General features: G+C 70.6%; 25 protein-coding genes. 12 read left to right on the top strand and 13 right to left on the bottom strand.

The features are described from left to right. The first annotated feature begins 35 nt into the window (after positions 1 to 35). The 4 genes from murC to ACMATS_RS09755 all read left to right on the top strand — a co-directional run bounded on the left by murC (position 36) and on the right by ACMATS_RS09755 (position 2,667). The gene (gene murC / locus ACMATS_RS09770) at positions 36 to 1,427 is read left to right on the top strand and encodes a UDP-N-acetylmuramate--L-alanine ligase (protein WP_414167691.1); all 1,392 of its coding nucleotides are present in this window, start codon (positions 36 to 38) and stop codon (positions 1,425 to 1,427) included. A 20-nt stretch (positions 1,428 to 1,447) separates the two neighbouring features. Continuing rightward, positions 1,448 to 1,855, top strand: a complete 408-nt coding sequence (gene msrB / locus ACMATS_RS09765) for a peptide-methionine (R)-S-oxide reductase MsrB (protein ID WP_390778244.1) — start codon at positions 1,448 to 1,450, stop codon at positions 1,853 to 1,855. Positions 1,856 to 1,951: 96 nt separating this feature from the next. Continuing rightward, a complete protein-coding gene (locus tag ACMATS_RS09760; protein WP_414167690.1) occupies positions 1,952 to 2,338 on the top strand; it encodes a type II toxin-antitoxin system RelE/ParE family toxin in 387 nt (128 codons plus the stop codon). After that, on the top strand, positions 2,335 to 2,667 hold the full coding sequence (locus tag ACMATS_RS09755; protein ID WP_414167689.1) for a helix-turn-helix domain-containing protein: 333 nt from the start codon (positions 2,335 to 2,337) through the stop codon (positions 2,665 to 2,667). Before ACMATS_RS09760 ends, ACMATS_RS09755 begins: the two co-directional genes overlap by 4 nt. 9 nt (positions 2,668 to 2,676) lie before the next feature. Here ACMATS_RS09755 and ACMATS_RS09750 read toward each other — a convergent pair whose 3' ends face one another. The 3 genes from ACMATS_RS09750 to ACMATS_RS09740 all read right to left on the bottom strand — a co-directional run bounded on the left by ACMATS_RS09750 (position 2,677) and on the right by ACMATS_RS09740 (position 5,419). Beyond that, a complete protein-coding gene (locus ACMATS_RS09750; RefSeq protein WP_390778242.1) occupies positions 2,677 to 2,973 on the bottom strand; it encodes a hypothetical protein in 297 nt (98 codons plus the stop codon). 72 nt (positions 2,974 to 3,045) lie between these two features. After that, a complete protein-coding gene (gene treZ, locus ACMATS_RS09745; RefSeq protein ID WP_414167688.1) occupies positions 3,046 to 4,788 on the bottom strand; it encodes a malto-oligosyltrehalose trehalohydrolase in 1,743 nt (580 codons plus the stop codon). Positions 4,789 to 4,990: 202 nt separating this feature from the next. Further along, positions 4,991 to 5,419 (bottom strand): hypothetical protein, encoded by a 429-nt coding sequence (locus ACMATS_RS09740; RefSeq protein WP_390778240.1) that lies wholly within the window; start codon positions 5,417 to 5,419, stop codon positions 4,991 to 4,993. A 598-nt stretch (positions 5,420 to 6,017) separates the two neighbouring features. On the opposite strand from ACMATS_RS09740, the gene ACMATS_RS09735 reads away from it, so the two are divergent. Further along, positions 6,018 to 7,439: a glycoside hydrolase family 18 protein gene (locus ACMATS_RS09735; protein WP_390778239.1), complete on the top strand. Its 1,422-nt coding sequence runs from the start codon at positions 6,018 to 6,020 to the stop codon at positions 7,437 to 7,439. Positions 7,440 to 7,503: 64 nt separating this feature from the next. Here the strand turns inward: ACMATS_RS09735 and ACMATS_RS09730 are convergent, their stop codons facing one another. Further along, on the bottom strand, positions 7,504 to 8,001 hold the full coding sequence (locus tag ACMATS_RS09730) for an NUDIX domain-containing protein (protein WP_414167687.1): 498 nt from the start codon (positions 7,999 to 8,001) through the stop codon (positions 7,504 to 7,506). 245 nt (positions 8,002 to 8,246) lie between these two features. On the opposite strand from ACMATS_RS09730, the gene ACMATS_RS09725 reads away from it, so the two are divergent. Both ACMATS_RS09725 and ACMATS_RS09720 read left to right on the top strand, forming a co-directional pair. After that, on the top strand, positions 8,247 to 9,116 hold the full coding sequence (locus ACMATS_RS09725; protein ID WP_414167686.1) for a helix-turn-helix domain-containing protein: 870 nt from the start codon (positions 8,247 to 8,249) through the stop codon (positions 9,114 to 9,116). Next, the gene (locus ACMATS_RS09720) at positions 9,116 to 9,388 is read left to right on the top strand and encodes a DUF397 domain-containing protein (RefSeq protein ID WP_414167685.1); all 273 of its coding nucleotides are present in this window, start codon (positions 9,116 to 9,118) and stop codon (positions 9,386 to 9,388) included. Before ACMATS_RS09725 ends, ACMATS_RS09720 begins: the two co-directional genes overlap by 1 nt. A gap of 6 nt (positions 9,389 to 9,394) precedes the next feature. On the opposite strand, the gene treY is transcribed toward ACMATS_RS09720, so the two are convergent. Beyond that, entirely contained in the window at positions 9,395 to 11,776 is a 2,382-nt protein-coding gene (gene treY, locus ACMATS_RS09715; protein WP_414167684.1) for a malto-oligosyltrehalose synthase, read from the bottom strand. A gap of 83 nt (positions 11,777 to 11,859) precedes the next feature. Then, positions 11,860 to 13,989 carry a glycogen debranching protein GlgX gene (gene glgX, locus ACMATS_RS09710; protein WP_414167683.1) on the bottom strand — a complete coding sequence of 710 codons (2,130 nt, stop codon included), beginning with the start codon at positions 13,987 to 13,989 and terminating at the stop codon, positions 11,860 to 11,862. 363 nt (positions 13,990 to 14,352) lie between these two features. Between glgX and ACMATS_RS09705 the strand changes: the two genes are divergently transcribed. Together ACMATS_RS09705 and ACMATS_RS09700 are read left to right on the top strand one after the other, a co-directional pair. Beyond that, positions 14,353 to 15,600 (top strand): SAV2148 family HEPN domain-containing protein, encoded by a 1,248-nt coding sequence (locus ACMATS_RS09705; RefSeq protein WP_414167682.1) that lies wholly within the window; start codon positions 14,353 to 14,355, stop codon positions 15,598 to 15,600. A gap of 165 nt (positions 15,601 to 15,765) precedes the next feature. Then, entirely contained in the window at positions 15,766 to 16,470 is a 705-nt protein-coding gene (locus tag ACMATS_RS09700) for a 3'-5' exonuclease (protein WP_390778232.1), read from the top strand. A gap of 107 nt (positions 16,471 to 16,577) precedes the next feature. On the opposite strand, the gene ACMATS_RS09695 is transcribed toward ACMATS_RS09700, so the two are convergent. Beyond that, entirely contained in the window at positions 16,578 to 17,444 is an 867-nt protein-coding gene (locus ACMATS_RS09695) for a phosphotransferase enzyme family protein (protein WP_414167681.1), read from the bottom strand. Between the two features lie 138 nt (positions 17,445 to 17,582). On the opposite strand from ACMATS_RS09695, the gene ACMATS_RS09690 reads away from it, so the two are divergent. Next, entirely contained in the window at positions 17,583 to 18,782 is a 1,200-nt protein-coding gene (locus ACMATS_RS09690) for a macrolide family glycosyltransferase (RefSeq protein WP_414167680.1), read from the top strand. A gap of 36 nt (positions 18,783 to 18,818) precedes the next feature. Here ACMATS_RS09690 and ACMATS_RS09685 read toward each other — a convergent pair whose 3' ends face one another. Next, a complete protein-coding gene (locus ACMATS_RS09685) occupies positions 18,819 to 21,785 on the bottom strand; it encodes an NACHT domain-containing protein (RefSeq protein WP_414167679.1) in 2,967 nt (988 codons plus the stop codon). On the opposite strand from ACMATS_RS09685, the gene ACMATS_RS09680 reads away from it, so the two are divergent. Further along, the gene (locus ACMATS_RS09680; protein WP_390778228.1) at positions 21,777 to 21,986 is read left to right on the top strand and encodes a hypothetical protein; all 210 of its coding nucleotides are present in this window, start codon (positions 21,777 to 21,779) and stop codon (positions 21,984 to 21,986) included. The genes ACMATS_RS09685 and ACMATS_RS09680 overlap by 9 nt on opposite strands. Here ACMATS_RS09680 and ACMATS_RS09675 read toward each other — a convergent pair. Next, positions 21,943 to 22,431 carry an Lrp/AsnC family transcriptional regulator gene (locus ACMATS_RS09675; RefSeq protein ID WP_390778227.1) on the bottom strand — a complete coding sequence of 163 codons (489 nt, stop codon included), beginning with the start codon at positions 22,429 to 22,431 and terminating at the stop codon, positions 21,943 to 21,945. The two genes, ACMATS_RS09680 and ACMATS_RS09675, sit on opposite strands and share 44 nt — an antisense overlap. Before the next feature lie 92 nt (positions 22,432 to 22,523). Between ACMATS_RS09675 and ACMATS_RS09670 the strand changes: the two genes are divergently transcribed. Beyond that, positions 22,524 to 22,958 (top strand): rhodanese-like domain-containing protein, encoded by a 435-nt coding sequence (locus ACMATS_RS09670; protein WP_414167678.1) that lies wholly within the window; start codon positions 22,524 to 22,526, stop codon positions 22,956 to 22,958. Positions 22,959 to 23,016: 58 nt separating this feature from the next. On the opposite strand, the gene ACMATS_RS09665 is transcribed toward ACMATS_RS09670, so the two are convergent. The 4 genes from ACMATS_RS09665 to ACMATS_RS09650 all read right to left on the bottom strand — a co-directional run bounded on the left by ACMATS_RS09665 (position 23,017) and on the right by ACMATS_RS09650 (position 26,240). Beyond that, on the bottom strand, positions 23,017 to 23,730 hold the full coding sequence (locus ACMATS_RS09665) for a lysophospholipid acyltransferase family protein (protein WP_390778225.1): 714 nt from the start codon (positions 23,728 to 23,730) through the stop codon (positions 23,017 to 23,019). Between the two features lie 95 nt (positions 23,731 to 23,825). Beyond that, complete coding sequence (locus tag ACMATS_RS09660) at positions 23,826 to 24,584, bottom strand: sirohydrochlorin chelatase (protein ID WP_414167677.1); 759 nt, start codon at positions 24,582 to 24,584, stop codon at positions 23,826 to 23,828. Then, complete coding sequence (locus tag ACMATS_RS09655; RefSeq protein ID WP_414167676.1) at positions 24,581 to 25,468, bottom strand: ABC transporter permease; 888 nt, start codon at positions 25,466 to 25,468, stop codon at positions 24,581 to 24,583. Before ACMATS_RS09655 ends, ACMATS_RS09660 begins: the two co-directional genes overlap by 4 nt. Continuing rightward, complete coding sequence (locus ACMATS_RS09650; RefSeq protein ID WP_414167675.1) at positions 25,455 to 26,240, bottom strand: ABC transporter ATP-binding protein; 786 nt, start codon at positions 26,238 to 26,240, stop codon at positions 25,455 to 25,457. Before ACMATS_RS09650 ends, ACMATS_RS09655 begins: the two co-directional genes overlap by 14 nt. Between the last annotated feature and the right edge of the window lie 12 nt (positions 26,241 to 26,252).

Below are 26,252 nucleotides of genomic sequence, written 5' to 3'. Positions count from 1 at the left end.
GTGGCGAACGCCCACGAGCACAGGGAGCACCGCACATGGCACCGGCCGTCCCCACGACGATGGACCGACCGCACTTCATCGGCATCGGCGGCGCCGGCATGTCGGGCATCGCCAAGATCCTCGCCCAGCGCGGTGCGGCCGTCGCGGGCAGCGACGCCAAGGAGTCGGCGACGGCCGAGGCGCTGCGCGCCCTGGGCGCCACGGTGCACATCGGGCACGCCGCGGAGCACCTCGCCGAGGACGCCACCTGCGTGGTCGTCTCCAGCGCGATCCGCGCCGACAACCCCGAGCTGGCCGCGGCCGCCGAGCGCGGCATCCCCGTCGTGCACCGCTCGGACGCGCTGGCCCGCCTGATGGACGGCCTGCGCCCGATCGCCGTCGCCGGCACCCACGGCAAGACGACCACCACGTCCATGCTGGCCGTCTCCCTCGGCGCGCTGGGCCTGGCGCCCTCGTACGCCATCGGCGGCGACCTGGCCGGCCCCGGCACCAACGCCGCGCACGGCAGCGGCGAGATCTTCGTGGCCGAGGCGGACGAAAGCGACCGCAGCTTCCACAAGTACGCGCCCGAGGTCGCGATCATCCTCAACGTGGAGCTGGACCACCACGCCAACTACGCGTCGATGGAGGAGATCTACGAGTCCTTCGCGACCTTCGTCGGCCGCATCCGCCCCGGCGGCACGCTCGTCGTCGCCGCCGACCAGGACGGCGCCCGCGAGCTGACCCGGCGCATCGACCGCCAGGACATCGAGGTCGTCACCTACGGCGAGGCCGAGGACGCCGACGTCCGCGTCCTCAAGGTCATCCCGCGCGGCCTGACCAGCGAGGTCACCGTCGACCTCAAGGGCCGCACGCTCACCTTCGGCGTCTCCGTCCCCGGCCGCCACTACGCGCACAACGCGGTCGCCGCCCTCGCGGCCGGTGCCGCCCTCGGCATCCCGGCGGACGAACTCGCCCCGGCCCTCGGCACGTTCACCGGCGTCGGCCGTCGCCTGCAGCTCAAGGGCGAGGCGAACGGCGTCCAGGTGATCGACTCCTACGCCCACCACCCCACCGAGATGACCGCCGACCTGGAGGCCATCCGCGGCGCCGCCGCCGGCTCCCGCGTCCTCGTCGTCTTCCAGCCGCACCTCTTCAGCCGCACCCAGGAGCTCGGCACCGAGATGGGCCAGGCCCTCGCCCTCGCCGACTCCTCCGTGGTCCTGGACATCTACCCGGCCCGCGAGGACCCGGTCCCCGGCATCACCAGCGCCCTGATCATCGACGCCGCCCGCGCCGCGGGCGCCGACGTCCGCCCCGAGTCCGACATGACGGCGATCCCCGAGGTGATCGCGGGAATGGCCCGCCCCGGCGATCTCGTTCTCACGATGGGCGCGGGCGACGTCACGGACCTCGGCCCGAAGATCCTGGCCCGCCTGGAGAGCTGAGCCGAGAGAGGACACGGCCGATGACGTACGAGGTCGAGAAGCCGGACGAGCAGTGGCGCGCGGAGCTGACCCCGGCGGAGTACCAGGTGCTCCGCCAGGCGGGCACCGAGCCCGCGTTCCGCGGCGAGTACACCGACACGAAGACGGAAGGCGTCTACGCCTGCCGCGCGTGCGGCGCCGAACTCTTCCGCTCCACCGAGAAGTTCGAGAGCCACTGCGGCTGGCCGAGCTTCTACGACCCGAGGGACTCGTCGGCCGTCGAACTCGTCGAGGACCGCTCCCACGGCATGCTCCGCACGGAGGTGCGCTGCGCGCGCTGCGGCTCGCACCTGGGCCACGTCTTCGAGGGCGAGGGCTACCCGACGCCGACGGACCAGCGGTACTGCATCAACTCGATCTCGCTGCGGCTGGTGCCGGCGGAGGGGTGAGCGGGCGGGTCAACAAATGGAGCTTTCGTTCACCCGTTGAGCTGCCGGTATAAGGATTCGCTTTTTCGCTCGGCGGCGTACGCTGAGATGCGGAGCATGAACTGGGAGATCAGGCTCCATCCAGCGGTGGAGCTGTGGCTGCTGAAGCTGACGGAAGAGGACCCGGGCAGTGCGGATCTGGTCGAAGCGGCGATCGACGCCTTGGCGGGCAGAGGCCCGATGCTCGGGCGGCCGCTCGTGGACCGCATCCATGGCAGTCGCATCCACAACCTCAAGGAACTGCGTCCGGCGAGCGGGGGCCGCACGGAAGTGCGTCTTTTGTTCGTGTTCGATCCCGAGCGTGAGGCGATTCTTCTCGTGGCGGGGGACAAGGCCGGTCGTTGGAGCCAGTGGTACGTCGATGCGATCCCGCTTGCCGAGGCCCGCTACGACGAGTACCTGGCCGACGTGCGACGCACAGGAGAGGACGGTGATGCCCGATGAGTGGCTACAGCAGCTGGGTTGAGGCGAAGCGCCGAGTTCGCGAGGCGCATCCCGAAACCTCCGATGCGGAATGGGAGACCCGCAAGCAGGCGGCGCGCACGGCGACTGAGGCGTACGTGCTCGGACATCACCTGCGCGAGATCCGTGAGGAGCAGGGCCTCACTCAGGCACAGGTCGCGGTCTCGGTCGGCATCTCCCAGGCCCGGGTGTCCCAGATCGAGCGGGGCGAGATCCACAACTTCGAGACGATGCGCAGGTATGCCGCGGCGCTCGGCGCTCGCATCACGGTGTCGATCGAGTACGGGGACCGGACCATCGGGGCTGCTTAGCGGGGTGCCTCAGCCCCGCCTGATCCCGCCAAGCCCCTTGCGCAGGTCGTCCACGTTCATGACCGGGTGCACCTCGACCTCGGCCTCCAGCTCCAGGAAGAGCGTCTCCACGAGGCCGGGGAGCTGTGACGGGTCCTGCAGGTCGAAGACGAAGAGGCACGAGCGGCCTCCGTCCATCGTGGTGAAGTAGGCCGCTTCGGGGTGGAGCTTGTCCAGCATCGTCTGGATGTGCTCGGGCATGGTGCCGTTTCTGATCGCCTCGTTCGCGGTGTGCGTGTCCAGGCGGGCCCTGAGGAGCGTACGCATGATCCTCACTCCTTCGTGGCGTGATCGCGTCACTTTCAGGGTCCGTCCCCTCGTACCGGGGTGCAAACCCGGTCAGCGCAGCACCGCCGCCGTCTCCGGCGGCAGCCGCAGCGTGCCGTCCGGGGCGGGCGGGCTCATGGGCCGCCAGGAGGCGATGACCTCGCGCGCTGCCACGTTCAGTTCCGCCGGCCGGTCGCCCAGGTTGGCCACGACGTCGTACGGGCCGCGCCGGAAGTGGACGAGCGGGCGGGGCGGGCCGGTCACCGAGAGGGCGTCGTACGTCCAGTGCGGATCGGTCAGTTCGGGCGTGGTGCGCCGCAGCGCGATCAACTGGCGGTACCAAGCGAGCAGTTCCGCATGCGGAGTGCGCTCCCGCTCGTTCCAGTCCAGGCAGGAACGGTCACGTGTGGCCGGGTCCTGGGGATCCGGGATCTCGTCCTCCGGCCAGCCGTGCGCCGCGAACTCCCGCCGCCGGCCCTTGCGGACGGCCTCCGCCAGGGCCGGGTCCGTGTGGTCGGTGAAGTACTGCCACGGCGTACGGGCACCCCACTCCTCGCCCATGAACAGCATCGGCGTGAACGGCGCGCACAGCACGAGTGCGGCGGCGCAGGCCAGCAGGCCGGGGGAGAGGCGGGCGGAGAGCCGGTCGCCGAGAGCCCGGTTGCCGATCTGGTCGTGGGTCTGGGAGTAGGCGAGCAGCCGGTGCGCGGGAGTGGTGCGGGTGTCCAGCGGGCGGCCGTGCCGGCGGCCGCGGAAGGAGGAGTACGAACCGTCGTGGAAGAAGCCCCCGCGCAGCGTCTTGGCGAGGGCGTGCGCCGGGTCGGCGGCGAAGTCGGCGTAGTAGCCCCGGGATTCGCCGGTGAGGGCGGTGTGCAGGGCGTGGTGGAAGTCGTCGTTCCACTGGGCGTGGATGCCGTGGCCGCCGGCCTCGCGCGGTGTGATGGTGACCGGGTCGTCGAGGTCGGACTCGGCGACGAGGAAGAGGGGCCGGCCGAGGCGCCGGGCCAGCCCGTCCACGGCGGCCGAGAGCTCGGCCAGGAAGTGCCGGGGCCGGGTGTCGGCGAGCGCGTGCACGGCGTCCAGGCGCAGCCCGTCGAGCCGGTAGTCGCGCAGCCAGGCCAGGGCGCTGCCCACGAAGTACGCCCGGACCTCGTCCGAGCCGGGTGCGTCGAGGTTGACGGCAGCGCCCCACGGCGTGTGGTGGGTGTCGGTGAAGTACGGCCCGAAGACGGGCAGATGGTTGCCGGAGGGGCCGAGGTGGTTGTGCACGACGTCGAGCACGACGCCCAGCCCGTGCGCATGCGCGGCGTCCACGAACCGCACGAGCCCGTCCGGCCCGCCGTAGGGCTCGTGGACGGCCCACGGTGCCACGCCGTCGTACCCCCACCCGTGCGTGCCCGGGAAGGGGCACACCGGCATCAGCTCCACATGCGTGATCCCCAACTCGGCCAGGTGCCCGAGCCGTTCGGTGGCGGCGTCGAAGGTGCCCTCGCCGGTGAACGTCCCGACATGCAGCTCGTACAGCACGGCCCCCGCCAACGGCCGCCCGGGCCAGGCCCCTTGCCGCCAGGCGAACCGGGAGGGGCTGACGACGGCGCTGAGCCCGTCCGGCCCGTCGGGCTGGCGCCGCGAGCGCGGGTCGGGGAGCAGGGGACCGCCGTCCAGGGCGAACCCGTACCGGCTTCCGACGGAGGCGGGGGCGGAGCAGCACCACCAGCCGACGCGGACGGGATCGGGCTCCATGGCGTACGCGGCACCGTCCACGTGAAGGGTCACGCGCCGCCGCGCCCTGGGCGCCCACACCTCGAACAGCACGACCGGCTCCCTTCGACGGCGGTGCCGCTCATCGTGCCACTGCCAGCGTAAATACGTGACGTAAATGCGTGGCCGGGTCCGTCACGGTCGCAGTAGAGTGACCGCACTCTGACGTGGGCCCGCCTCGCCGACGCCGGCCCGTTCTTCTACTGCTGGGCCACGGACCCGGACCAGGTCGGGCGGCTCGGGGACGTCGCGCCGGTCACTTGCCCTTGACCTGCTTGCAGTACGCGTTGGTCAGCTGACGTCCCCGGTCGCGGATGGTGTGCCCGTAGACGTCCTGGTTCAGGGAGTTCCGCCTCATGGGCATGTCGCACACCACGGTCCGCTCGGAACTCCTGAGCCGGAACGGGTGTGTCGTGTCCCCGTCGGCGTTGCCCAGATGATTGCCGAGCAGGTCGACGCCTGAGGTCCAGTTCTCGCCGCCCACAGCCCTGTTGGGCACGTTGCAGTTCTCGCCGATGGTGTCGTGGTAGGGGCTGTGCTCGTCGACCTGGTGGTGCAGCGCGAGCTTGGAGGTGCAGGTGTAGGTCGGCAGATCCTTCGCCTGAGCGGCCGGCGCGACAGAGACGACCGTGGCCAGCGTGCCGGCCGCCAGGGCGACGGCGGCCAAGGAGTGCAGAGGCTTCACGTGGGCCTTTCCGGAGCCGGGGATCGGGAGGCGCCACGGGGGCGCGGCCCCATCTGTATCTGTCCGGCGGGGCGGGGGAGCGGGGCATGCTCCGACGTTCACCCGGATTGCGCACACCGTCGCCGGGTCCGGACACGCCCCGGCGCGTGAAAACTGCGGTGCCGCCGCACCGCAGGTCCCCGTACCGTTTCGCGGATGAGGGAACGCACGATCGATGTCCCGGGCGGCACACATATCCGGCCGCACGAACACCGGTCGCCCGCTGTGCGGGTGGGTGCGCGTCGCAGTGCGGAGCCGTCGGGCGTGCCGGAACACCCGGCAACGGCATGTGCTCGGCCATTGCCGGGTGTTCGCACGCATGCGGGCGATCTCGGTGGGAGTGCCTGACGTGAACAGCTGGGGCTGGGGGCAGGCGAGTGTGGGGCAGCCCGCCATACAAGTGGCATATGCGATGACCGGGCCGGTGGCCGGCAGTCGAATCGGGCGGCGTGTAAAGGCCGCTCCACGACCCCTGGCGCAAAGCCGACCTTTTGGGGAAACGATGCTGCGCGCAAGGCTGTTGGGCGTCGAAAGAAAACGGAATGCAGAAGGGGGCGCCATGGAATTCATCGGGTACTTTCCCCAATGGTCCATCTACGAGCGCAAGGTGTTCCTCAAAACCATCGACGACAACGGCACGGCGGAGCGGCTGACCATCCTCAACTACGCCTTCGAGAACATCACCTCGGGTGATGTGCCGGCGTCCCCGAAGTATCCCGAGGGGTACTCGGGGTACCGCTGCTTCGAGGAGGTCAGGGCCCTCGACAAGGACAAGCCGAACCACGCGGACGCCGGGATCAACGCCGAGGACGCCGGCGCGGACTACCTCACCCCGTTCATCGCGGGTTCGGGCAAGGAACCCATCGGCTCCAACGACCCCGGCTGGGGTGCACAGGCCCTCATGGGCAACTTCAACCAGCTCAAGAAGCTCAAGCAGAAGCACCAGCAGCTGAAGGTCCTCGTCTCGCTCGGCGGCTGGACGTACAGCCGCAACTTCTCGCTCGCCGCGGCCACCGAGCAGGGGCGCAAGGACCTGGTCTCCTCGTGCATCGACCTCTTCATCAAGGGGAACATCCCCACGGAGATCTGGGTGCAGAACTGGCAGAACCCGCAGGAGATCACCAAGAAGCAGGAATTCGGCGGCACCGGCGTGGCCAAGGGGATTTTCGACGGCGTCGACATCGACTGGGAATGGCCCGGCTGCGACAAGGGACTTCCCGGGAACAAGTTCGACCCGGTGCACGACAAGGCGAATTTCGTCGCGCTCCTGAAGGAGTTCCGCAAGCAGCTGGACGACCCCGAGCTGGTCCGCAACTACCCGCCGCGCGGCGGGAAGTACCTGCTGACCGCCTTCCTCCCCGCCGACCCGGGAATCATGGCGGCCGGCTGGGACGCATCAGAGGTCATGAAGTGCCTCGACTTCGGCAACATCCAGGGATACGACTTCCACGGAGCGTGGGAGAACACCACCGACCAGCAGTCCGCCCTCCTCCCGCCGGCCACCGGGCTCACCGTGGAGGCCGCGGTCGACGCCTGGATCAAGGCGGCGGGGGAGAACGTCCGGTCGAAGCTCACCTTCGGGATCCCGTACTACGGCCGCGGCTGGAGCGGCGTGGGAACGCAGAACCCCGACGGCCTGCACAACACGGCAACCGGCCCCGCGCCCGGCAAGTACGAGCCGGGCGTCAACGACTACCGCGAGATCGCGAAGCTCGGCGACAGCTACAAGGTGTACTACAGCCCGGACAAGGCCAACTGCAGCTACGCCTGGCGGTACAGCGAGACGGACCACGTCTTCTGGACCTTCGACGACCCGACCCTCGTCTACCGCAAGGCGGCCCATGCCAAGGCGCTCAAGCTGGGCGGCGTCATGGCCTACTCGCTCGACGGCGACGACCCGACGACGGGCGCGCTCTCGCAGCAGATCCGCGCCGGACTCGACGGCACGAAGCCGCCGTTCAACGGGGTGAACGGGGGCTGATCTCCCGGTTCTGTGTGTTGGCCCCTGCCGCTTCGTGGCGGGGGCCGATCGCTGCTTTCGACGGTCACGCGACGTGCGCGTACGCCGGCCGCCCTGCGTGGAGTTCGGCGCAGGTTCCGGTGCGAGCGGCGTACAGGGCTGCGGCCACTCTGTGGGCCTGGTACGTGGTGCAGTGCGTGTGCAACTCGTGCTGCGTCAGCCACTTGTACGAGACCAGCTCGGGCACGTGACCGCTGTTCGGGTGCGCCAGGCGGACGGCCGTGTCGTCCGCGATCGTCAGCGTCTGATAGACGAAGTCGATCGCGGCCGGCGCGCACGTGCGGTGGTCGCGCGGCGTGAAGTCGGTCAGTACGAGCCGGACGGGCGACAGGGCCAGCCCCGTCGCCCGCTTGCCCTCGCGCACCATCGCCTCCCACGCCGGTTCGTCCTCCCACGCGGTTCCGCCCGGCAGTTGGAAGTTTCGTCCGGCGTTCGGGGCGCCCTTGCAGTACGGCGAGACGAGCAGCACCTTGCCGTCGCCGTTGAGGATGAGGGCCAGCGCACGGATGCGTGGTGAGGGCATGGGGGCGCCTTTCGGGTTGTGGGGGTGTTCGGGCGCACTACCGAACGTGGTGGTTCGGCGGCTCAACCAGCGTGCGGGCTGCAAGAGTTGGTCTGCAAGTTGCGGCGACACTCTCGCCGAAAGTGGCATATTCGACGTGCAGGGCACGGGGTTTGGTGCGGTGGGCACGGGGTATCGCCCAGCGGATACGCGCGCGTGCCCAGGGGACAGCCGCGCCACCGAGCCCGGCACAGGAGGGTTCACGGATGGCAGTGAAGACGGGGCCGACGCTTCGCAGGGTGCAGCTCGGCAAGGAGCTCCGGCGGCTCAGGGACCGCGCCGGGATGACGCCCGCCCAGGCGGTCGAGGGCCTGGGCTTCAGTGAGACGAAGCTGTGGCGGGTCGAGCGCGGGCTGACGAGCCTGGACAAGGTCCAGGACCTTCGCAATCTGTGCGAGCGGTACGGGCTGGAGGACGAGGAGGATGTTGAGTTCCTCGTCCAGATCCAGCGGGAATCGCTGAGTCGGGACTGGTGGAGCCCGTATCGGAACATCATGCCCTCGGGCATGGCGATGTTCGTCGGGCTGGAACGGGACGCGCGGCGTGTGCGGGGCTGGCAGCCGGAGGTCGTGTACGGGCTGTTGCAGTCGGAGAACTACGCGCGCGCCATGTTCGAGACCGCGAAGCCGGTTGAAGAAACGACGACCGAGTTCGTGGAGCAAAGCCTCGCGCTCCGCATGGAGCGGAGGCACCTGATCACCAGGACCCACAATCCTGTGGAACTGAGGGTCATCATGAGCGAAGCTGCCCTACGACTGGTCATCGGCAGCGATGAGGTGATGCGTGAGCAATACGCCTTGATCGCTGAGCTGGCCAAGCTCGACAACGTGACGGTGCAGATCATGCCCCTGGCTACCCCTGCCTATCGCGCTTCCGGCAATTTCGTCCTGATGGACTTCGATCCTCCGATGCCGACGGTCGTGGAAATCGACGAAGCCAAGTCGGTGACCCTCGTCGACAAGCAGGCGGAGATCTGGAAGCACACGCGCAGGTTCGACGCCATGTGCGCGGGCGCGCTGGGGCCAGGGGAGACGCCTAAGTTCTTGGAAAGGCTAGCGAAAGAGCAGGCACGGTAATGAACGAAGCGTTCTGGTTCAAGTCGTCCTTTAGTGGCCAAAACGGAACCAACTGCGTTGAGGCTGCCTGGATCAAGTCCTCCCACAGTCACGAGAACGGGGATGCGTGCGTCGAGATCTGCCACCCCAAATCCTCACAACACGCCGAAAAACTTGAGGATCCGCGTCCCCACATCCGCATACGCGACTCCAAAAACCCCACCCTTCACCCCCTCACCATCCCCGCCCCCTCCTGGGCGGCGTTCGTCGCCGGACTCCGCACCACCGCCTAACCGGCTTCACTCCCGCACCAGCAACGCCACCGGCGCCGCCCCCAACAGCTCCGCCAGGGGCACCGGCGGGCCCGCGGGGTGGGCGTGCCCGCTGAGCGCATCGCGCCAGGCCCCGCCCCCGGGGAGGGGGAGCACCGTACCCCGCCAGCCACCGCCCCCGGCCAGCCGGCGAGGCAACCGTGTTGCGACCGCGACGACGTGGCCCGCGCGGCCGAACGCGATGCAGTGGTCGGCCGCAGGCCCGACGGCCGCGAACGGTTCGTACGACGATGCGGCACCGAACCACTCCGGATGTGCGCGCCGCAGGCGCAACGCCGCTCGCGTGAGCCACAGTTTCTCCCCGGGCAGCCCTTCCACCGCGGGGCGGCCGCCGTCCTCCGGCGGTTTCCGGTTGTCCGGGTCGACGAGTGCTCGGTACACGGTCTCCGTCCCCATGTACAGGTCCGGCACCCCCGGCATGGTCAGGTGCAGCAGTGCCGCCCCCAGCGTGTGGGCCCGGATCGACGGCTCGGCCTCGTCGGCGAGACGCACGAGTTCCTCGTGCAGCACCCCGCCCGGTCCGGCGGCAACAAACGCCTCGACCGCCGCCTCGTAGGCGGCATCCGGCTCCGTCCACGTCGTGAGAAGGGCGGCCTCCCGCACTGCCTTCCGCATCGCCGGCGCCAGCCGCCCCGCGTCCGCCGCCCCCAACCCGAAGGCGCTCTGCCAGGCCACCCATGCCACGTGCGGGTCGGGCGCGGGGCACCGGGCCCACAGCCGGTGCATCAGTGCGGCCCACGGGGCCGGGTACTCGCTCAGCGCGGCGATCCGTGCCCGTACGTCCCCGCTCCGCTTGGTGTCGTGCGTGGACAGCACGGTTCCCGTCAACGGCCAGTCCCGCTGCAGCCGTCCGCAGAAGGCGTGGAATTCGGTCGGGCAGACCGCAGGGCGGTCCGGTGTGCCGCCGACCTCGTTGGCGGAGAGCAAGGGGGCGTAGCGGTAGAAGGCGGTGTCCTCCACCGACTTGGCCCGTAGGGCGGTGGCCGTCTGGGCGAAGCGGGCGCAGAAGTCCCGGTGGTCCGGTCCGTCGCCCAGGCGCCCCAGGGCCGCGTCCCGTACCACTTCGACCACTGCTGCCTCCTCCGGCACGGTGAAGGCCGAACGGGCGCCCTGTGCGGCCTCGTCCAGCATGGCCCAGTCGACCGGTGCGACGGGCGTCGCGCCGCCCGGTGCCGCGTAGGGCCGGTACACCGGGAGCCGTACCAGGATCTCCCGCAGGGCCGCCCGCAGGGCCCAGGGGGCGTGGTCGCGGAGGACGTGGGAGGAGTCGCAGACGCGGATGCCCACCCGGACGAGCCGTTCGACCTCGGCTGCCAGCTCGTGGGTGACGATGCGGTACGCGGCGCGGCGCACGGTGGCGGGCCAGTCGCCGCCCTGGTCGGCGGGGCGGCCGGTGAAGGTGCGGTAGGCGGCGGCGAGTTCGGTGGCGCCTTCGGGGTCGGTGAAGAGGCCGTCCAGGTGGCGGAGGGTGTCGTAGCCGGTGGTGCCGGCGACGGGCCAGTCGGCGGGGAGGCGCTCGTCCCCGCTGAGGATCTTTTCGACGACGATCCACCTTCTCCGTGCACCATGGTGCAACCGCCGCAGGTAGCCGGACGGGTCGGCGAGGCCGTCGGGGTGGTCGACGCGGAGGCCGTCGAGGACGCCGTCGCGCAGGAGGTGGAGCAGTTTGCTGTGGGTGGCGGCGAAGACGTCCGGGTCCTCGACCCGTAGCGCTATGAGCGCCGAGACGGTGAAGAACCGGCGGTAGTTGAGCTCGGTGCGGGCGAGTCGCCACCACGCGGGGCGGTACCACTGGGCGTCGAGCAGCTCGGGCAGCGGCAGCTGCTCGGTGCCCGGGCGCAGCGGGAACGTGTGGTCGCGGTAGTGCAGGACGCCGTCCTCGGTGCGGAAGTGGGCGAGCTCGTCGCCGAGCCGTCCCGCGAGGACGGGCAGCAGGATCTTGCCGCCGTGTTCGGCCCAGTCGACGTCGAACCAGCGCGCGCAGGGCGAGGCCGGGCCGTCCCGCAGGACCTCCCACAGCGGGCCGTTGAGGTGCTCGGGCACCGGGACGGCCATGTGGTTGGGCACGACGTCGGCGATCAGGCCGAGCCCGTGGGCGTGTGCCGTGCGGGCGAGGGCCCGCAGCCCGTCCTCACCGCCGAGTTCGGCCCGGACGGCCGAGTGGTCGGTGACGTCGTAGCCGTGGGTGGAACCGGGCGCGGCCTCCAGGACGGGGGAGAGGTGGAGGTGGGACACCCCGAGGGAGGCCAGGCGCGGAACGCTGCGCTCGGCTGCGGCAAAGGGGAAGCGCGGTTGGAGCTGGAGCCGGTACGTGGCCGTCGGCGGGCCGCCGGATGCGTTGCGCTGCATGGAACGTACGTACCCGCTGCGCGGGAGCGCTAGCTTTGCCGCTGCGGGTTGTCTGTGGCTGGTCGCGCAGTTCCCCGCGCCCCTTACGGGGCGGGCCTCTGCAGGATCACCAGGCTCCTGTCCGTCAGTGTCAGACGTTCGCCCGCCGCCACCTTCGGGCCGTCCGTCGAGACGCCCTCCGGGCGGGCGGTGTCGACGACGACCTGCCACTCCCTGCCGTGGTTGACGGGGACGAGGAAGTCCAGCGGCTCCTCGTGGGCGTTGAACATCAGCAGGAAGGAGTCGTCGACGACGGGCTCGCCGCGCGGTCCGGGTTCGGAGATGGCGCTGCCGTTGAGGAAGACGGTCAGGGACTTGGCGTGGGCGGCCTGCCAGTCGCTGTCCCGCATTTCATCGCCATCCGGTGTGAACCAGGAGATGTCGGACAGTTCATCGTGCGTACCCTGCACCGGGCGGCCGTGGAAGAAGCGGCGGCGCCGGAAGACCGGGTGGTCGCGGCGCAGCCACACCAGGGAGCGGGTGAAGCGGAGCAGCCTGCGTGCGCGGGCCGAGGACTCCTCGGCGGCGTGCGGCCAGTGCAGCCAGGAGAGTGGGTTGTCCTGGCAGTAGGCGTTGTTGTTGCCGTGCTGGGTGCGGGCGAACTCGTCGCCGTGGCTGAGCATGGGCACGCCCTGGGAGACCATGAGCGTGGCGATGAAGTTGCGCATCTGCCGTTCGCGCAGGGCCAGTACCGCGGGGTCGTCCGTCTCGCCCTCGGCGCCGCAGTTCCAGGAGCGGTTGTGGCTCTCGCCGTCGCGGTTGTCCTCGCCGTTGGCCGCGTTGCGCTTGTGGTGGTACGAGACGAGGTCGTTCAAAGTGAAACCGTCGTGGCAGGTGACGAAGTTGATGGAGGCCAGCGGCCGCCGCCCGTCGCCCTGGTAGAGGTCGGAGGAGCCGGTCAGCCGGGAGCCGAACTCGGCCAGGGTCGCCTGCTCGCCCCGCCACAGGTCGCGCACGGTGTCCCGGAACTTGCCGTTCCACTCGGTCCACAGCGGCGGGAAGTTGCCGACCTGGTAGCCGCCCTCGCCGACGTCCCACGGCTCGGCGATCAGCTTCACCTGGCTGACGACCGGATCCTGCTGCACCAGGTCGAAGAACGACGACAGCCGGTCCACCTCGTGGAACTGCCGGGCCAGCGTGGCCGCGAGGTCGAAGCGGAAGCCGTCCACGCGCATCTCGGTCACCCAGTAGCGCAGCGAGTCCATGATGAGCTGCAGCACGTGCGGGCTGCGCATCAGCAGGGAATTGCCGGTGCCGGTGGTGTCCATGTAGTAGCGCGGGTCGTCCGCGAGGCGGTAGTACGAGGCGTTGTCCAGGCCCCGGAAGGAGAGCGTGGGCCCCAGATCGCTGCCCTCGGCCGTGTGGTTGTAGACGACGTCGAGGATGACCTCGATGTCCGCGGCGTGCAGCGCCCGCACCGCCTGCTTGAACTCCAGCACCTGCTGGCCCCGGTCGCCCCAGGAGGCATAGGCGTTGTGCGGGGCGAAGAAGCCGATGGTGTTGTAGCCCCAGTAGTTGGCCAGCCCCGCGTCCACCAGCCGGTGGTCGTTGACGAACTGATGGACCGGCATCAGCTCGATCGCCGTCACGCCCAGTTCTGTGAGATGCCCGATGAGTGCGGGGTGGGCGAGCCCTGCGTACGTGCCGCGGATCTCCTCCGGCAGTGCGGGGTGAAGCATCGTCAGACCCTTGACGTGGGCCTCGTAGATGACCGTGCGGTGGTAGTCGGTGCGCGGCGGGCGGTCGTTGCCCCAGTCGAAATACGGATTGACCACTACGGACGTCATCATGTGGGGTGCGGAATCAAGGTCATTGCGCTTGTCCGGGCGTCCGAAGGGATAGCCGTAGACCGCCTCGCCCCAGTCCACCGCGCCGCTGATCGCCTTCGCGTACGGGTCGAGCAGCAGCTTCGCGGAGTTGCAGCGCTGCCCGCGCCCCGGCTCGTACGGGCCGTGCACCCGGAAGCCGTACCGCTGACCGGGCATCACGCCGGGCAGATACGCATGCCACACGAAGGCGTCGCTCTCCCGCAGTTCCACCGCAGTCTCGGAGCCGTCCTCGTGCAACAGGCACAACTCGACCCGCTCGGCGGCCTCGGAGAACACCGCGAAGTTCGTCCCGGCGCCGTCGTACGTGGCGCCGAGGGGGTACGCCTGTCCAGGCCACACCTGCATGGAGGGAGTCTTCCACCTCGCAGCGTCTCTTCCCGGTCATTCACACCGGCGCTCACGGAGCACCGGCGGTGCATCCGGTGCGGACGAGCGTCCGCAGGGGGCAACCGGCGGGACGGCGAAGCTCGTCCAAGCGGGTGACAGCAGCGGCCCGGAGGACGACCGCACGAGGGGCGCACGGTGGCCGCAGGACGACCCGAGGACGATCTGGCTATGAATCAGCTCACGTGCTCCGCCCGGGCCGAGGACAACACGGCGGCCGATGGACCCAGTTGGCCGAAGCCCGGTGGAGCGCGTGTGCGCCGCGTCCCGCCCGCACAGTAATCTGCCTTGATCGTTGGACGGGGGCGGAAGGCGGGTGCACAGGTGAGCTCGGGCGGACTGGAGCTGCCCCCCGGAGACGGCTGTCCCGAGGGAGACGGTTCGACCGGCACACCACCCGGTGTGGTGTCCCTGACGCGTCCCAGGGAGATCGGCGCGGAACTGGACTGGGACAGCGGAGCCTGGGGCGAGGTGCGCACGCGCGCCCGCCGGGCCGGGCGGGCCTACATCTGGCTGAACCTGGTGGAACAGCGGCTGCGCGCCGTCGTCGCCGCCGTGCTGCGGCCGGTCTACGAGCCGGTGCACGGCGAGGACGAGTGGGTCGTCGCCGCCGCGGGCCCCGCCGGGCAGGAGTGGGTGCAGCGCGCCGCGGCCGTACGGGAGGTCAGCCGGCGCAAGGGCTATCTGCTCGACCCGGCCGACGACAACGTCCTCAGCTTCCTCACCCTGCCCCAGCTGCGTGAACTGCTCGTCCAGCACTGGCCCTGCTTCGAGCCCTACCTGGACGACCGGCGCGAGCTCGAACTGGCACTGGACGAGCTGGAGGTCGCCCGCAACGTCGTCTCCCGCAACCGCGCGCTCTCCCAGACCGTCCTCGCCCAGGCCGAACGGGCCTCGGCCCGCCTGCTCGACATCCTCGGCGGCAGCGGGACGGGCCCCACCTCCGCCGACCGGCTGCCCATAGACGCCGTCGAGGACCTCGTCGGCGACCGCTACGCCGACGTCGTCGGCGTGCACCCGGACCGCGTGCGCCTGCAGCGGCAGCTGCCCGTCGAGGACCTCTTCGGCAACGCCCGCCGCCTGGACGCCGTCGGCATAGGCCTCAACCTGCTCGTCCAGAACTACTCCGGGCGCCGCCTGGTCCGCCTCGCCGAGTCCGGCTGCCGGGCCCGGCTGCTCTTCCTCAACCCGGCCAGCAGCGCGGTGCGCCGCCGGGAACGGGAACTGGGCATCAAGAAGGGCGAGATGAGCAGGTCCGTCGAGATGAACATCATGCACATGCGCCGGGTCCGCGACCGGCTGCGCGACCCCGGGGCCTTCGAGATCCGCGTCTTCGACGAGACGCCGCGCTTCACGGCGTATCTGGTCAATGGGGACGGACCGGACGGACTCGCCGTCGTGCAGTCGTACCTGCGCAAGGCGCGCGGCATGGAGTCGCCGGTGCTGGTGCTGCGCGGGAGCGGCCGGTCCGTGGTGCGTGAGGGGCGCGGCGCCGACGACACCGGCGGGCTCTTCGAGACCTACCGCGAGGAGTTCGAGGGCGTGTGGTCGGACTCCCGGCCGGTGTCCTGAGCGGATTTCCTCAGCGGTGCCCTGAGCGGTGCCCTGAGCGGTGTCCTGAGCGGTGTCCTGAGCGGTGTCCTGAGCGGCCCTTTCCGGCCGGGAGGGCCGGTTGTCAGTGGTGCGTGGCAGGCTGGGTGACCAGACGGGGGAAGCACCACCTGAGGGGGGATCGCCATGGGCTGGCACGGTGAGCTGCTGGTCGGCTTCGACCTGGAGACCACGGGCACGGATCCGGCGCAGGCCAGGATCGTCACGGCGGCTGTCGTGGAGACCAAGGGCGGGGTGCTCCTGGGGAGCCGGCACTGGCTGGCTGATCCGGGGGTGCCCATTCCGGCCGAGGCGGCGGCGATACACGGCATCTCGAGCGAGGAGGCGGCGGCCCGCGGCCGCCCCGCCCGTGAGGTGGCCGAGGAGATAGCGGCCGCGCTGGCCGGGCACTGGTCGATGGGCGTGCCGGTCGTCGCCTACAACGCCCGCTTCGACCTGAGCCTCCTGGAGGCGGAGCTGCGCCGGCACGGGCTGCCGTCGCTGGGCGAGCGGCTGGGCGAGGGGGCCGAAGTGGGCCCGGTCGTCGATCCGTTCACCATCGACCGCGCGGTCGACCGCTACCGCAAGGGCAGGCGGACGCTGGGCGCGACGTGCGAGGAGTACGGCGTCGAGCTGGCCGGGGCGCACGAGGCGGGCGCGGACGCCCTCGCCGCGGTGCGGGTTGCGCGGGCGGTGGCCGCGCGGTATCCGGAGGTGGGGGAGGCGGACATCCGGCAGCTGCACGCGGACCAGCGGCGCTGGTACGCGGAGTGGGCGGCGGGCTATCAGGCGTGGCTGCGCCGACGGGGGGATGAGGGGGCGGTGGTCGAGGGGGAGTGGCCGATGAGGTGAGTTCGGCTGCGGGTTGGGTGGGGTTGCTCGCGCAGTTCCCCGCGCCCCCGTCAGGGGCGCGGGGAACTGCGCGACCAGCCACGGACGGCCTGCAGTTGTCGAACTGCCTAGAACGGGTACCAGCGCACTGCCGGGTCCCCGTCGCGCAGCGAGGCGACGCGGCGCTCGAACTCCGCGAGGGCAGCCGGATTGGCGGGGGCGTGCTGGGCCACCCAGGCGCAGCTCGCCGTCTCGCGGGCGCCGCGCAGGACGGCGCAGCCCGCCCATTCGCGGACGTCCCAGCCGTACGCGTGCACGAACGCCTCGTAGGCCGCCGGGTCCAGCCCGTACCGGTCGCGGCTGAGCGCCATGACGACCAGGTCGTGCTCCCGGAAGTCCGTGGCGAAGGTCTCCAGGTCCAGCAGGACGGGACCGTCGGGGCCGATGTGCACGTTGCGGGGGAGCGCGTCGCCGTGGATCGGCCCGGGGGACAGGTGCGGGGTGAGGGCGGCGGCCGCGGAGGCGAAGCCGTCGCGCCGCTCGCGGAGGTAGTCGGCGTCGCGCGGGTCGATCGCGTCCCCGGCCAGCCGCAGCCAGCGTTCGACGCCGCCGAGCAGGTCGCGGTGCGGGAGCCCGAAGTCGGGTTCGGGGAGGGAGTGCACCTTGCGGAGGAGGGGGGCGAGGTCGGCGGGCCCGGCGGGGCGGGCGGCGTCGGGGAGACGGTGCCAGAGGGTCACCGGGTGGCCGTCGGCCATGAGGACGTCGGGCTCGGCGGCACGGACGGCCGGGACGTCGTGCTCCTGGAGCCAGGCGGCGATGCGGAGTTCGCGCTCGGCGCGGGGGAGGAGCGAGGCGTCGCGGCCGACCTTGGCGACGAGGCCGTCGGTGGCGAAGACGGCGTTCTCGCCGAGGGAGAGAAGCGTGGTGGCGGAGGCGGGGAGGGGTGCCCCGGAGGCGGCGAGCAGGGCGCGCGCCCGGTGTTCGGTGAATGCCACGTCCGTACCTTCGCCTTCGCTCTCCGTCGGCCTGCCGGCCCGAACCCTGCCAGTGTCCCCCGGGGCCGATGGCCGGATCGCATCGGGTACCGGAAAATCAGTGGACGCGAGACGGTGCGTCTCGCCTAGTCTGCGGTCATGCGCAAACACCGAACCCACCTTGCCATGTTCAGCATTGCGGCCCACGGCCATGTGAACCCGAACCTGGACGTCATCCGCGAACTCGTCGCCCGCGGCCACCGGGTGACGTACGCCATACCCGAGTCCTTCGCGGAGATCGTCGCCGCGACCGGCGCCGAGCCGGTGATCTACCGCTCGACGCTCCCGGACGCGGGCGACCCGGATGCCTGGGGATCCGGGCAGCTCGACTACATGGAGCTGTTCTTCGACGACGCGGTCCAGGTGCTTCCGCAGCTCGCGGAGGCGTACGAGGGCGACGCGCCGGACCTGGTGCTGGCCGACAGCACCTCCTACCCGGCACGGGTCCTCGCCCACGGCTGGGGCGTTCCCATCGTCCAGCTGGCGCCGCACATGGTGGCCTGGCAGGGCATCGAAGACGGCCCCGCTGCCCAGCAGTTCGAGGAGATCAAGCGGAGCGAGCGCGGCCGCGCCTACTACGACCGCTTCGCCGAGTGGCTCGCCGGCAACGGCGTCACCATCGACCACGACCGTTTCGTCGGTCACCCCGACCGCTGTCTCGCCCTGATCCCGCGGGCGATGCAGCCGCACGCCGACCTGGTCGACGAGAGCGTCTACACCTTCACGGGCCCGTGCCAGGGTGACCGCAGCGAACAGGGCGACTGGGAGCGCCCGGCGGACGCCGAGAAGGTGCTGCTGGTGTCGCTGGGGTCCACGTTCAACAAGCGGCCGGAGTTCTACCGCGAGTGCATCAAGGCCTTCGGCGACCTGGCCGGGTGGCACGTGGTGCTGCAGATCGGCAAGCAGGTGGAGGTTGCCCAACTGGGCGACATCCCGCAGAACTTCGAGGTCCACCACTGGATACCGCAGCTGGCCGTCCTGCGTCAGGCCGACGTCTTCGTGACCCACGCCGGCATGGGCGGCTCCCAGGAGGGTCTCGCGTGCGGGGTCCCGATGGTGGCGGTACCGCAGGCGGTCGACCAGTTCGGCAACGCGGCGATCCTGGAGGAGCTGGGAGTGGCACGGCACGTGCCGAACGAGTCGGCCACCGCCGAGGTGCTGCGGGAGGCGGTGCTGTCCCTTGCGGGCGACCCGGGGGTCGCGGCGCGTTGCGCCGAGCTGGAGGCGGAGCTCGCGGCGGAGGGGGGTACGCAGCGGGCGGCCGACCTGATCGAGGCGGAACTTCGGCTCAGGGGGTGACCCCTGGTACGGTCCGCTGTCGGCGGCCGTCGTACCTCACCCCCACGGGGTGCGGCGGTCGCTCGCGCTGTGCGCGTAACGGCGCCCCGTGTCGCCTGCGGGCCGGTGGGGGCTGGTCGCGCAGTTCCCCGCGCCCCTTGCGGGGCGCTGGGTGCGGGGGCGGGGGGTGAGGGTGACGGCGTTCGGGGGGAAGCGGTCGAGGCCGAGGAGTAATCCTGCGTTGACGACTTTGACCCTCAGCCCGTCGACGTCCGCGAGGCTGGTCAGGTTGACTGTGTTGTCCGGCGCTCTCGCTATGAGTGTGAGGCAGCGGAGGCCGGGGAACGTGGTCTTCACGGGCGTGAGATCGAAATGTTCGAGCGGCGCGTTGAGGACAAGATGACTCACGTGAGGCAGGGGCGGGCTGTCTGCGAGAAGCCGCACGTACTGGTTGTGGATCTGCAGACGGACCAATGCGGGCATCTCGGCGAGTTCGCCACGAGAAGCTTCGGGGACATCCGATGCCGGGAAGCTGAGGAGTTCGAGCCGTGCGGCGGATGAAATACCGCTGAGCGTGGTCGTTGTGAACGATTTCTGCCAGAGGTGGAGTTCGCGAAGACCGGGTAACCGAAGCAGCGAAGCCATGGAGCGGTAGGTCAACGGTGCGTCGATATTGGCGCGTTCAAGAGTCGGCAGCGCGTCGAGCATCTCCAGTTCCATGGGCTGAGTCAGGGTAAGGGCAAGATCGGTCAGTGGCAGCCCGCGGAGCGGGGAAAGGGTCAGGACGTGAGGCAGGCCTGACAGGCCGATCCTGCGGAGCTCGCCGAACATGCCCACGAAATCAAGGTCGAGCAGTGCTGTGTTGTTGCAGATGTCGAGCCCCCGCAGCTCATGCTGGTTCAGTACCGACAGCAGTTCTTCCTCCGAGAAATTGCCGCTGAAATAGAAGTCGGACTGCTGTGGAAGGGAGGGGATTGTCTCCAACTCGGCCCGGTTTCTGACGGCGATCCGGGTGCCGGGTGAGAGGTGGCGAATGATGTCCTGCGTGTAGTCGTGGGTGTCGAAGGCCCGCCACTCCAGGGCCAGCACGCTTTGAACGTCGGGATCGTCGCATGTCCGAAACCGCTTGAGGAACGTCATCGCGGCATCGCCGCCGAGCTCGGTGGCGATGCTGATGACGGGTACGAGTTCGTCCTTGAGCAGGCCTTCCGGCCCCGGCAGCAGGTCGAGGATCACCGGGCCCACCGAGGCCAGACGAGTGGCTTCGTCGTACGTCCGCGGCGGGAGCATGGCCGCCGTCCGCTCCTCAACCGTGGCCCGCACCTCCGGATCCAGTTCCGTCGCCTGCTCCAGGCAGGCCATGGCCACCAGATGCAGCCGCGTGCGGTGCTTGGACGTACGGTCACCCCGCGCCACGAGTCGGCGCAACAGCGTCCCCCGCTCCGCGGGCCGGGCGTGTGCGACCGCCATGCGCAGCACGTCCTCCCACTGCTCGTCGTGGGCGTTGCGCACCAGCAGACCGAGATCACGGGACTCGACGGCCGCCTTGGCTCCCAAGTAGTCCTGGAATGTGCGATGGATGAAGTCGATGGTGTCCGCCGAAGGCCGCCGCAGCAGGCCGCTGCGGGAGACCAGATGGCCGAGGACCTGCTGTGCATCCCCCTGCGCTGCCACCGTCGGCATGGCCGGCAGCGCGTCCTCGATGACAGAGAGAGCAGTCTCCTCCTCCATCTCCGCCTGCCCGTTGCGGATGAGCCAATAGGCAAGGCGTTGAAGAAGCTGAACGGCCTGATGGCGGTCGAGGGCGATACCCTCCGGAGCTTTGACCTCACGCTCGTCGTCCCGGCGGATCAGCAGCATCGACAGTGCTGCCTCATACAACTCCATCCGCCCCCGCGGCAGATGGCCCCGCCGGTCACGATGGAGAGCGCATACGAGAGCGCACATCAGCGGTGTCGTCGCCAACTGGCTCAGGTCGCGCTGCCCGCGCACCACGTCCTTGAGGCTCTCCTCCAGTTCCATCGAGGCCCCCGCCGCCCGGTGCCAACGCTGGACGAACACCAGGACGTCGCGTCTGCTCATGGGCCTGACGGTGCATTCCGTGAACTCCTGGCCGGAAAGCCACCGTTCCGGAACAGCGGAAGGTCTCGTCGTGACGAGGAACCGTGCTTGCGGGTACGCGGCAATGAGCTCCCACAGCCACGCTCTGGTGTGCTCGCGCTGCTGTTTCGGTACTTCGTCGAGCCCGTCGACGAGCAGCAGGCCGCGTCCGGCCGAAAGCAGTCGATCCTCCCAGCCCTTCGGCTGCATACTCGCGAGCGCGCATCCCGTGGCCGCCAGGAAATACTGCGGAATCGGCAGTGCACCACCGTGGCGGACCAGGGTGCGCAGAGGGAGGACGAACGGGACGAGGTCCGGCCCCGAGGTGACCGCCAGCCATTGCAGCAACGTCGTCTTGCCGCTCCCCGCCTGCCCGCGGATGAGTACGCGCCGACGCCCGGCAAGTGCCTGCTCCGCACGTTCCACGGTCGTGGCGGGAGCGGGGAGGCCCCGTTCGGCTTCGCTTGCCAGCTCAAGGCTCAAGTAAGCCGTGTCCAGCGGCCAGCACGCCGACTCCGGCCGGCTGAGATCCAGTCCGACGATGGTCAGGCCGCTGTGGCGCTCGACGATGTAGTCCCGGTAGCGCTGTTCAAAAGCGACGTCTTCGGTCGACAGACGCGGACCGGCACCCCGCGCCCGCAGCGCCAGCAGCTCCCCGGCATCCACGCCCAGCGCCCTGGCCAAGGCGATCACCGTCGCCTCGCTCGGCATCTTCCGCCCGTTCAGCGCCTGGCTGACCGTCGTGTGTCCCAGCCCGGCCCGGCGCTGCAACGCCTCCACCGTGAACCGTCTCTCCATTTGGGACAGCCTTAGCCGAGCCGCCAGTTCCTTCAGCGCGTCCGGATCCGAAGCCCGCATCTGTTCATCTTCGTACGCCCGAACGTCGGCGAACGCGAAACCGGCGAACTTGCTCCCATGACTCACACACAGCTGGCCGTCACCCTCACCGCCCTCGCCGTCGTCCTCATCCTCGCCGCCGCCATCGGCGCCGTCGCCGCCCTCCTCGCCCGCATGGACGGCGCCAGCCGCCCCGCCGCCGCGACCCGTGCCGGCGCCGCCTTCGGTGCCGCGCTCACGGTCGTCACTGCCGTGCTGGCCCTGGCCCAGAGTCTGCTGCGGTCATGACCGCCGTCGCCGCGCGGCTCGGCAGCGGGCTCGAATAGACGACGCTCGTCGTCACGGAGCCCAACGTGGCGATGCGGCCCGCCGTCCGCTCCAGGTCGCGCATCGAGCGGGCGACGACCTTGAGGACGAAGCAGTCCTCGCCCGTGACGTGGTGGGCCTCCACGATCTCGGGAGTGGTGTCCAGCAGGTCGTGGAACGGCTTGTAGTTGCCGGTGGGATAGCGGAGGCGGATGAAGGCCAGGATGCCGAGGCCCAGGGCCTCGGGCCGCACGACGGCGGAGTAGCCGGAGATGACGCCGCTCTCCTCCAGCCGCCGGACGCGTTCCGTGACGGCGCTCGGGGACATGGAGACGGCGCGGGCCAGCTCGGCATAGCTGGCGCGCCCGTTGCGCTGGAGGGCTTCGAGGATGCGTATGTCGGTGGTGTCAAGGGAATCGTCGGCCATCGCCGATTGATACCACGGATTTCACGGCGGAAAGCGGGCAGGGGCGTTGATCGCGGGTTCAGCCGAACAGGCCGGGGCCATAGCGTTCGGGCATGACCACACCGCAGCACGCAGTTGCCTTCTTCGCCGCCCGCCTCGCCTTCCAGATGGACGTCTCCGACGTCCGTGCCGCCCTGGCCTCCGACGACCCGGGTTTTGTGCTCGTCGACTCCCGCGGTGCGGAAGCCTGGGCGCAGGGGCACGTGCAGGGTGCGGTGCACCTTCCCACGGCCGAGATCCCGTACCGCGCCGCCCAGTTGCCGGATCCCGCGGTGCCGGTCGTCACCTACTGCTGGGGGCCCGGCTGCAACGGTGCGACCCGTGCGGCGCTCGCCTTCGCCCAGCTCGGCTACCAGGTCAAGGAGATGATCGGCGGGATCGAGTACTGGATCCGTGAGGGCTTCCCCGTCGAGGGCGCGGCCGGCGTCGTGCAGCAGCCGGCCGACCCGCTGACGGCACCGATCGGCTCCATCACCTGCGCCTGCTGAGCCGCGCCCCGTAAGGGGCGCGGGAACTGCGCGACCAGCCACGAACGGCCTGCAGGGGTCAGGCGGCCTGAGCGCGCACCGCCAATTGCGGCGGCGTGGCCGCCCTCGCCTTCGCCCGCGAGCCGTACTCGTCCACGTACTCCTGCTCCGACAGCTTCAGCAGCGCGTACATGATCTCGTCCGTCGCCGCCCGCAGCACCTCGCGCGACTCCTCCATCCCCGCGTAGCGGGAGAAGTCCAGCGGCTCCCCGAAGCGGATGGTGATCGGGACCAGGCGCGGCAGGCGGCGGCCGATCGGCTGGGCCTCGAAGGTGCCGATCATGGCGCACGGTATGACCGGTGCGCCCGACCGAATGGCCATCTCGGCCACGCCCACCTTGCCCTTGTAGAGGCGGCCGTCGGGCGATCGAGTCCCTTCGGGGTAGATGCCGAGGAGCTCTCCGCCGTCCAGCACTTTGAGGCCCGTCTCGACCGCGGCGCGGCCCGCGCCGTTGCCCGAGCGGTCCACGGGGATCTGGCCGACGCCGCGGAAGAAGGCTGCCGTGAGGCGGCCCTTGAGGCCGCGGCCGGTGAAGTACTCGCTCTTGCACAGGAACGTGACCCGGCGCTTCACCATCACCGGCATCAGGAAGCTGTCGCAGAACGACAGGTGGTTTCCCGCGATGATCGCCGAGCCGGTGTCCGGCACGTGCTCCAGGCCCTCGACCCGCGGACGGAAGAACCAGCGCAGGAACGGGACGAGCACCACGGCCCTGAAGAGGAAGTAGAACAACTCAGTGAGCCTCTCTGACCAATCTGATCACTGACCAATGCGACCCCCCGCGCCGCGTGACGCTAATGGGCTCGGGGGAGCAGTGGCGAGAGGGCCTATTGAGCCAATTCGAGGGCGGGTGATCCTGCCATCGCCGTCGCCTCGTCGAACCGTCGCAGCAGCAAATCCACCACCTCCGGTGCCGGACCCAGTACGTCCGCCACCACGTCCGCCCCGGCCGCCGCCGCGCCCGTCGCGATGCGGTCCGGCAGGCGGCCCGGTGCGAGGACGTACGGGGCCACCACGACGTGTTCGGCACCCGCCGCCCGCAGTGCGCGCACCGCGTCCTCCGTGCGCGGTGCACAGGCGGAGGCGAACGCGGGCCGCACGGCGCACCAGCCGGTGTGCCGCCACTCCCGCGCGATTGCTGCGATCACCGCGATCGCCTCCGGGTCCGAGGAGCCCGCCGAGGCCAGGACGACCCCGGTCGAGCGCCGGTCGCCGGGGCGTACCCCGGCCTCGTGCAGCCGCCGTTCCAGCGCGGTCGTCAACAGGGGCGACGGGCCCAGGACATCGGCCTGGACCAGGGAGAGCCCCGGCAGGCGGGACGCCGCCCGGCGCAGGGCCGCCGGCACGTCCGCCTTGGCGTGGAAGGCCCGCGTCAGCAGCAGCGGCTGCGCCACGGCCTCCCGCACGCCCTCCGCGGCCAGCCGTTCCAGGACCTGCCCCACGCCCGGTGCGTTGAAGTCCAGGAAGGCCACCTCCACGCGCAGTCCCGGCCGTTGCTCCGCCACCCGTGCCCGCAGCTGCGCCACCGTCGCCGCGTGGCGCGGGTCGCGGCTGCCGTGGGCGACCAGGACGAGGGGTGCTCTCACCGGCCCGCCGCCAGGCCCCGGGTGCGCAGCACGCGCCGTTCCAGCGGGCTGAAGACGGCCAGGTCGATGGCGATCCCGACGAACAGGATGAGGATGATGCCGAGCAGCACCCCCGGCATGTCCGAATCCGTTCGTGCGTTCTCCAGGTACTGGCCCAGGCCCAGGCCCAAGTCGGGGGAGGAGGCGATGAGTTCCGCCGCCATGAGTGATCGCCACGAGAACGCCCAGCCCTGCTTCAGGCCGGCCAGGTAGCCCGGCAGGGCCGCCGGGAGCAGGACGTACCGTGCGCCCAGCACTCCGGTCGCCCCCAGGGTGCGGCCCGCCCGCAGGTAGAGCGGGGGCACCTGGTCGATGCCCGACACCAGGCCGTTGGCGATGGACGGCACCGCGCCCAGCAGGATCACGGCGTACATCGCCGCGTCCGTGATCCCCAGCCAGATGACGGCCGCCGGCACCCAGGCGACCGAGGGGAGGGACTGGAGGCCCGAGAGGACCGGGCCCAGTGCGGCGCGGACGAACGGGACCCGGGCGACCAGCAGGCCGAGCGGGGTGCCGATGGCGAGTGCGGCGAGGAAGCCGAGCAGGCCGCGCGAGACGCTGGTCCAGATGATGTCGAACAGGGTGCCGTTCAGCCAGAGTTGGCGCAGGCTGTGCCAGACGGCCGAGGGATCGGGCAGCTTGTAGTCGTCGGTGACGTGCGCCAGGACCAGCAGTTTCCAGACGGCCAGGACGACGATCACCGCCGTGACGGGCGGCAGCACCTTCCGCCACAGGATCTCCCGCCACGGCGTGCGCCGCACGGGAACGGTCTCCAGCGCGTCGAGTCCGGCCTCCAGGACGGCCAGTTCGGAAGTGGTCGTACGCGTCGTGTCAGTTCCGGCCATGACGGCGGATCTCCCCCCGCAGCTCTTCGGTGATCTCGACGGACAGGTCCGCCACCGCCGGGTCCTCGATGCGGCGCGGCTGCGGCAGGCCGACCGTCCACTCGCGGGCCACCCGGCCCGGTCGTGAGGACAGCAGCACGACGCGCTCGCCCAGCCGCACGGCCTCCCGCACGTTGTGCGTGACGAACAGCACCGACAGCTGCGTCTCGGCCCAGATGCGGGCCAGTTCGTGGTGCAGCACGTCGCGGGTGATGGCGTCGAGGGCGGCGAACGGTTCGTCCATCAGCAGCACGCGGCTGTCCTGCGCGAGCGCCCGGGCGAGGGCGACACGCTGCCGCATGCCGCCCGACAGCTCGTGCACCCGCTTGTCGTACGCCCCGCCGAGGCGGACGAGGTCGAGCAGCCGCTCGGCCTCCGTGCGGCGTTCGGGCCGGGGCACGCCGCGCAGCCGGAGCGCCAGCTCGATGTTGCGGCCCGCGGTCAGCCACGGGAAGAGCGCGTGGTCCTGGAACATCAGGGCCGGGCGGCCGCCGGGCACCTCGATGCTGCCGGACGTCGGGCTGTCCAGGCCCGCGACCAGGTTCAGCAGGGTGGACTTGCCGCAGCCGGACGCGCCCAGCAGGCAGACGAATTCGCCCCGGCGGACGTCGAGGGTGATGTCGTCGAGGACGGGCACGGCGGGGCTGCCGGGGCCCGGCCGTCCGAAGCTCTTGTGGACATGGTCGAGCCGGACGGCCACGGCCGCGCCGGTGGTGAGTGTTGCCGGGGCCATCCGGCCACCTCC

It is taken from the genome of Streptoverticillium reticulum, assembly GCF_047456005.1.
Lineage (GTDB): Bacteria > Actinomycetota > Actinomycetes > Streptomycetales > Streptomycetaceae > Streptomyces > Streptomyces reticulum.
Note: the sequence above shows the minus strand (reverse complement) of the source record. Positions and strands in the feature narration are given on the sequence as shown.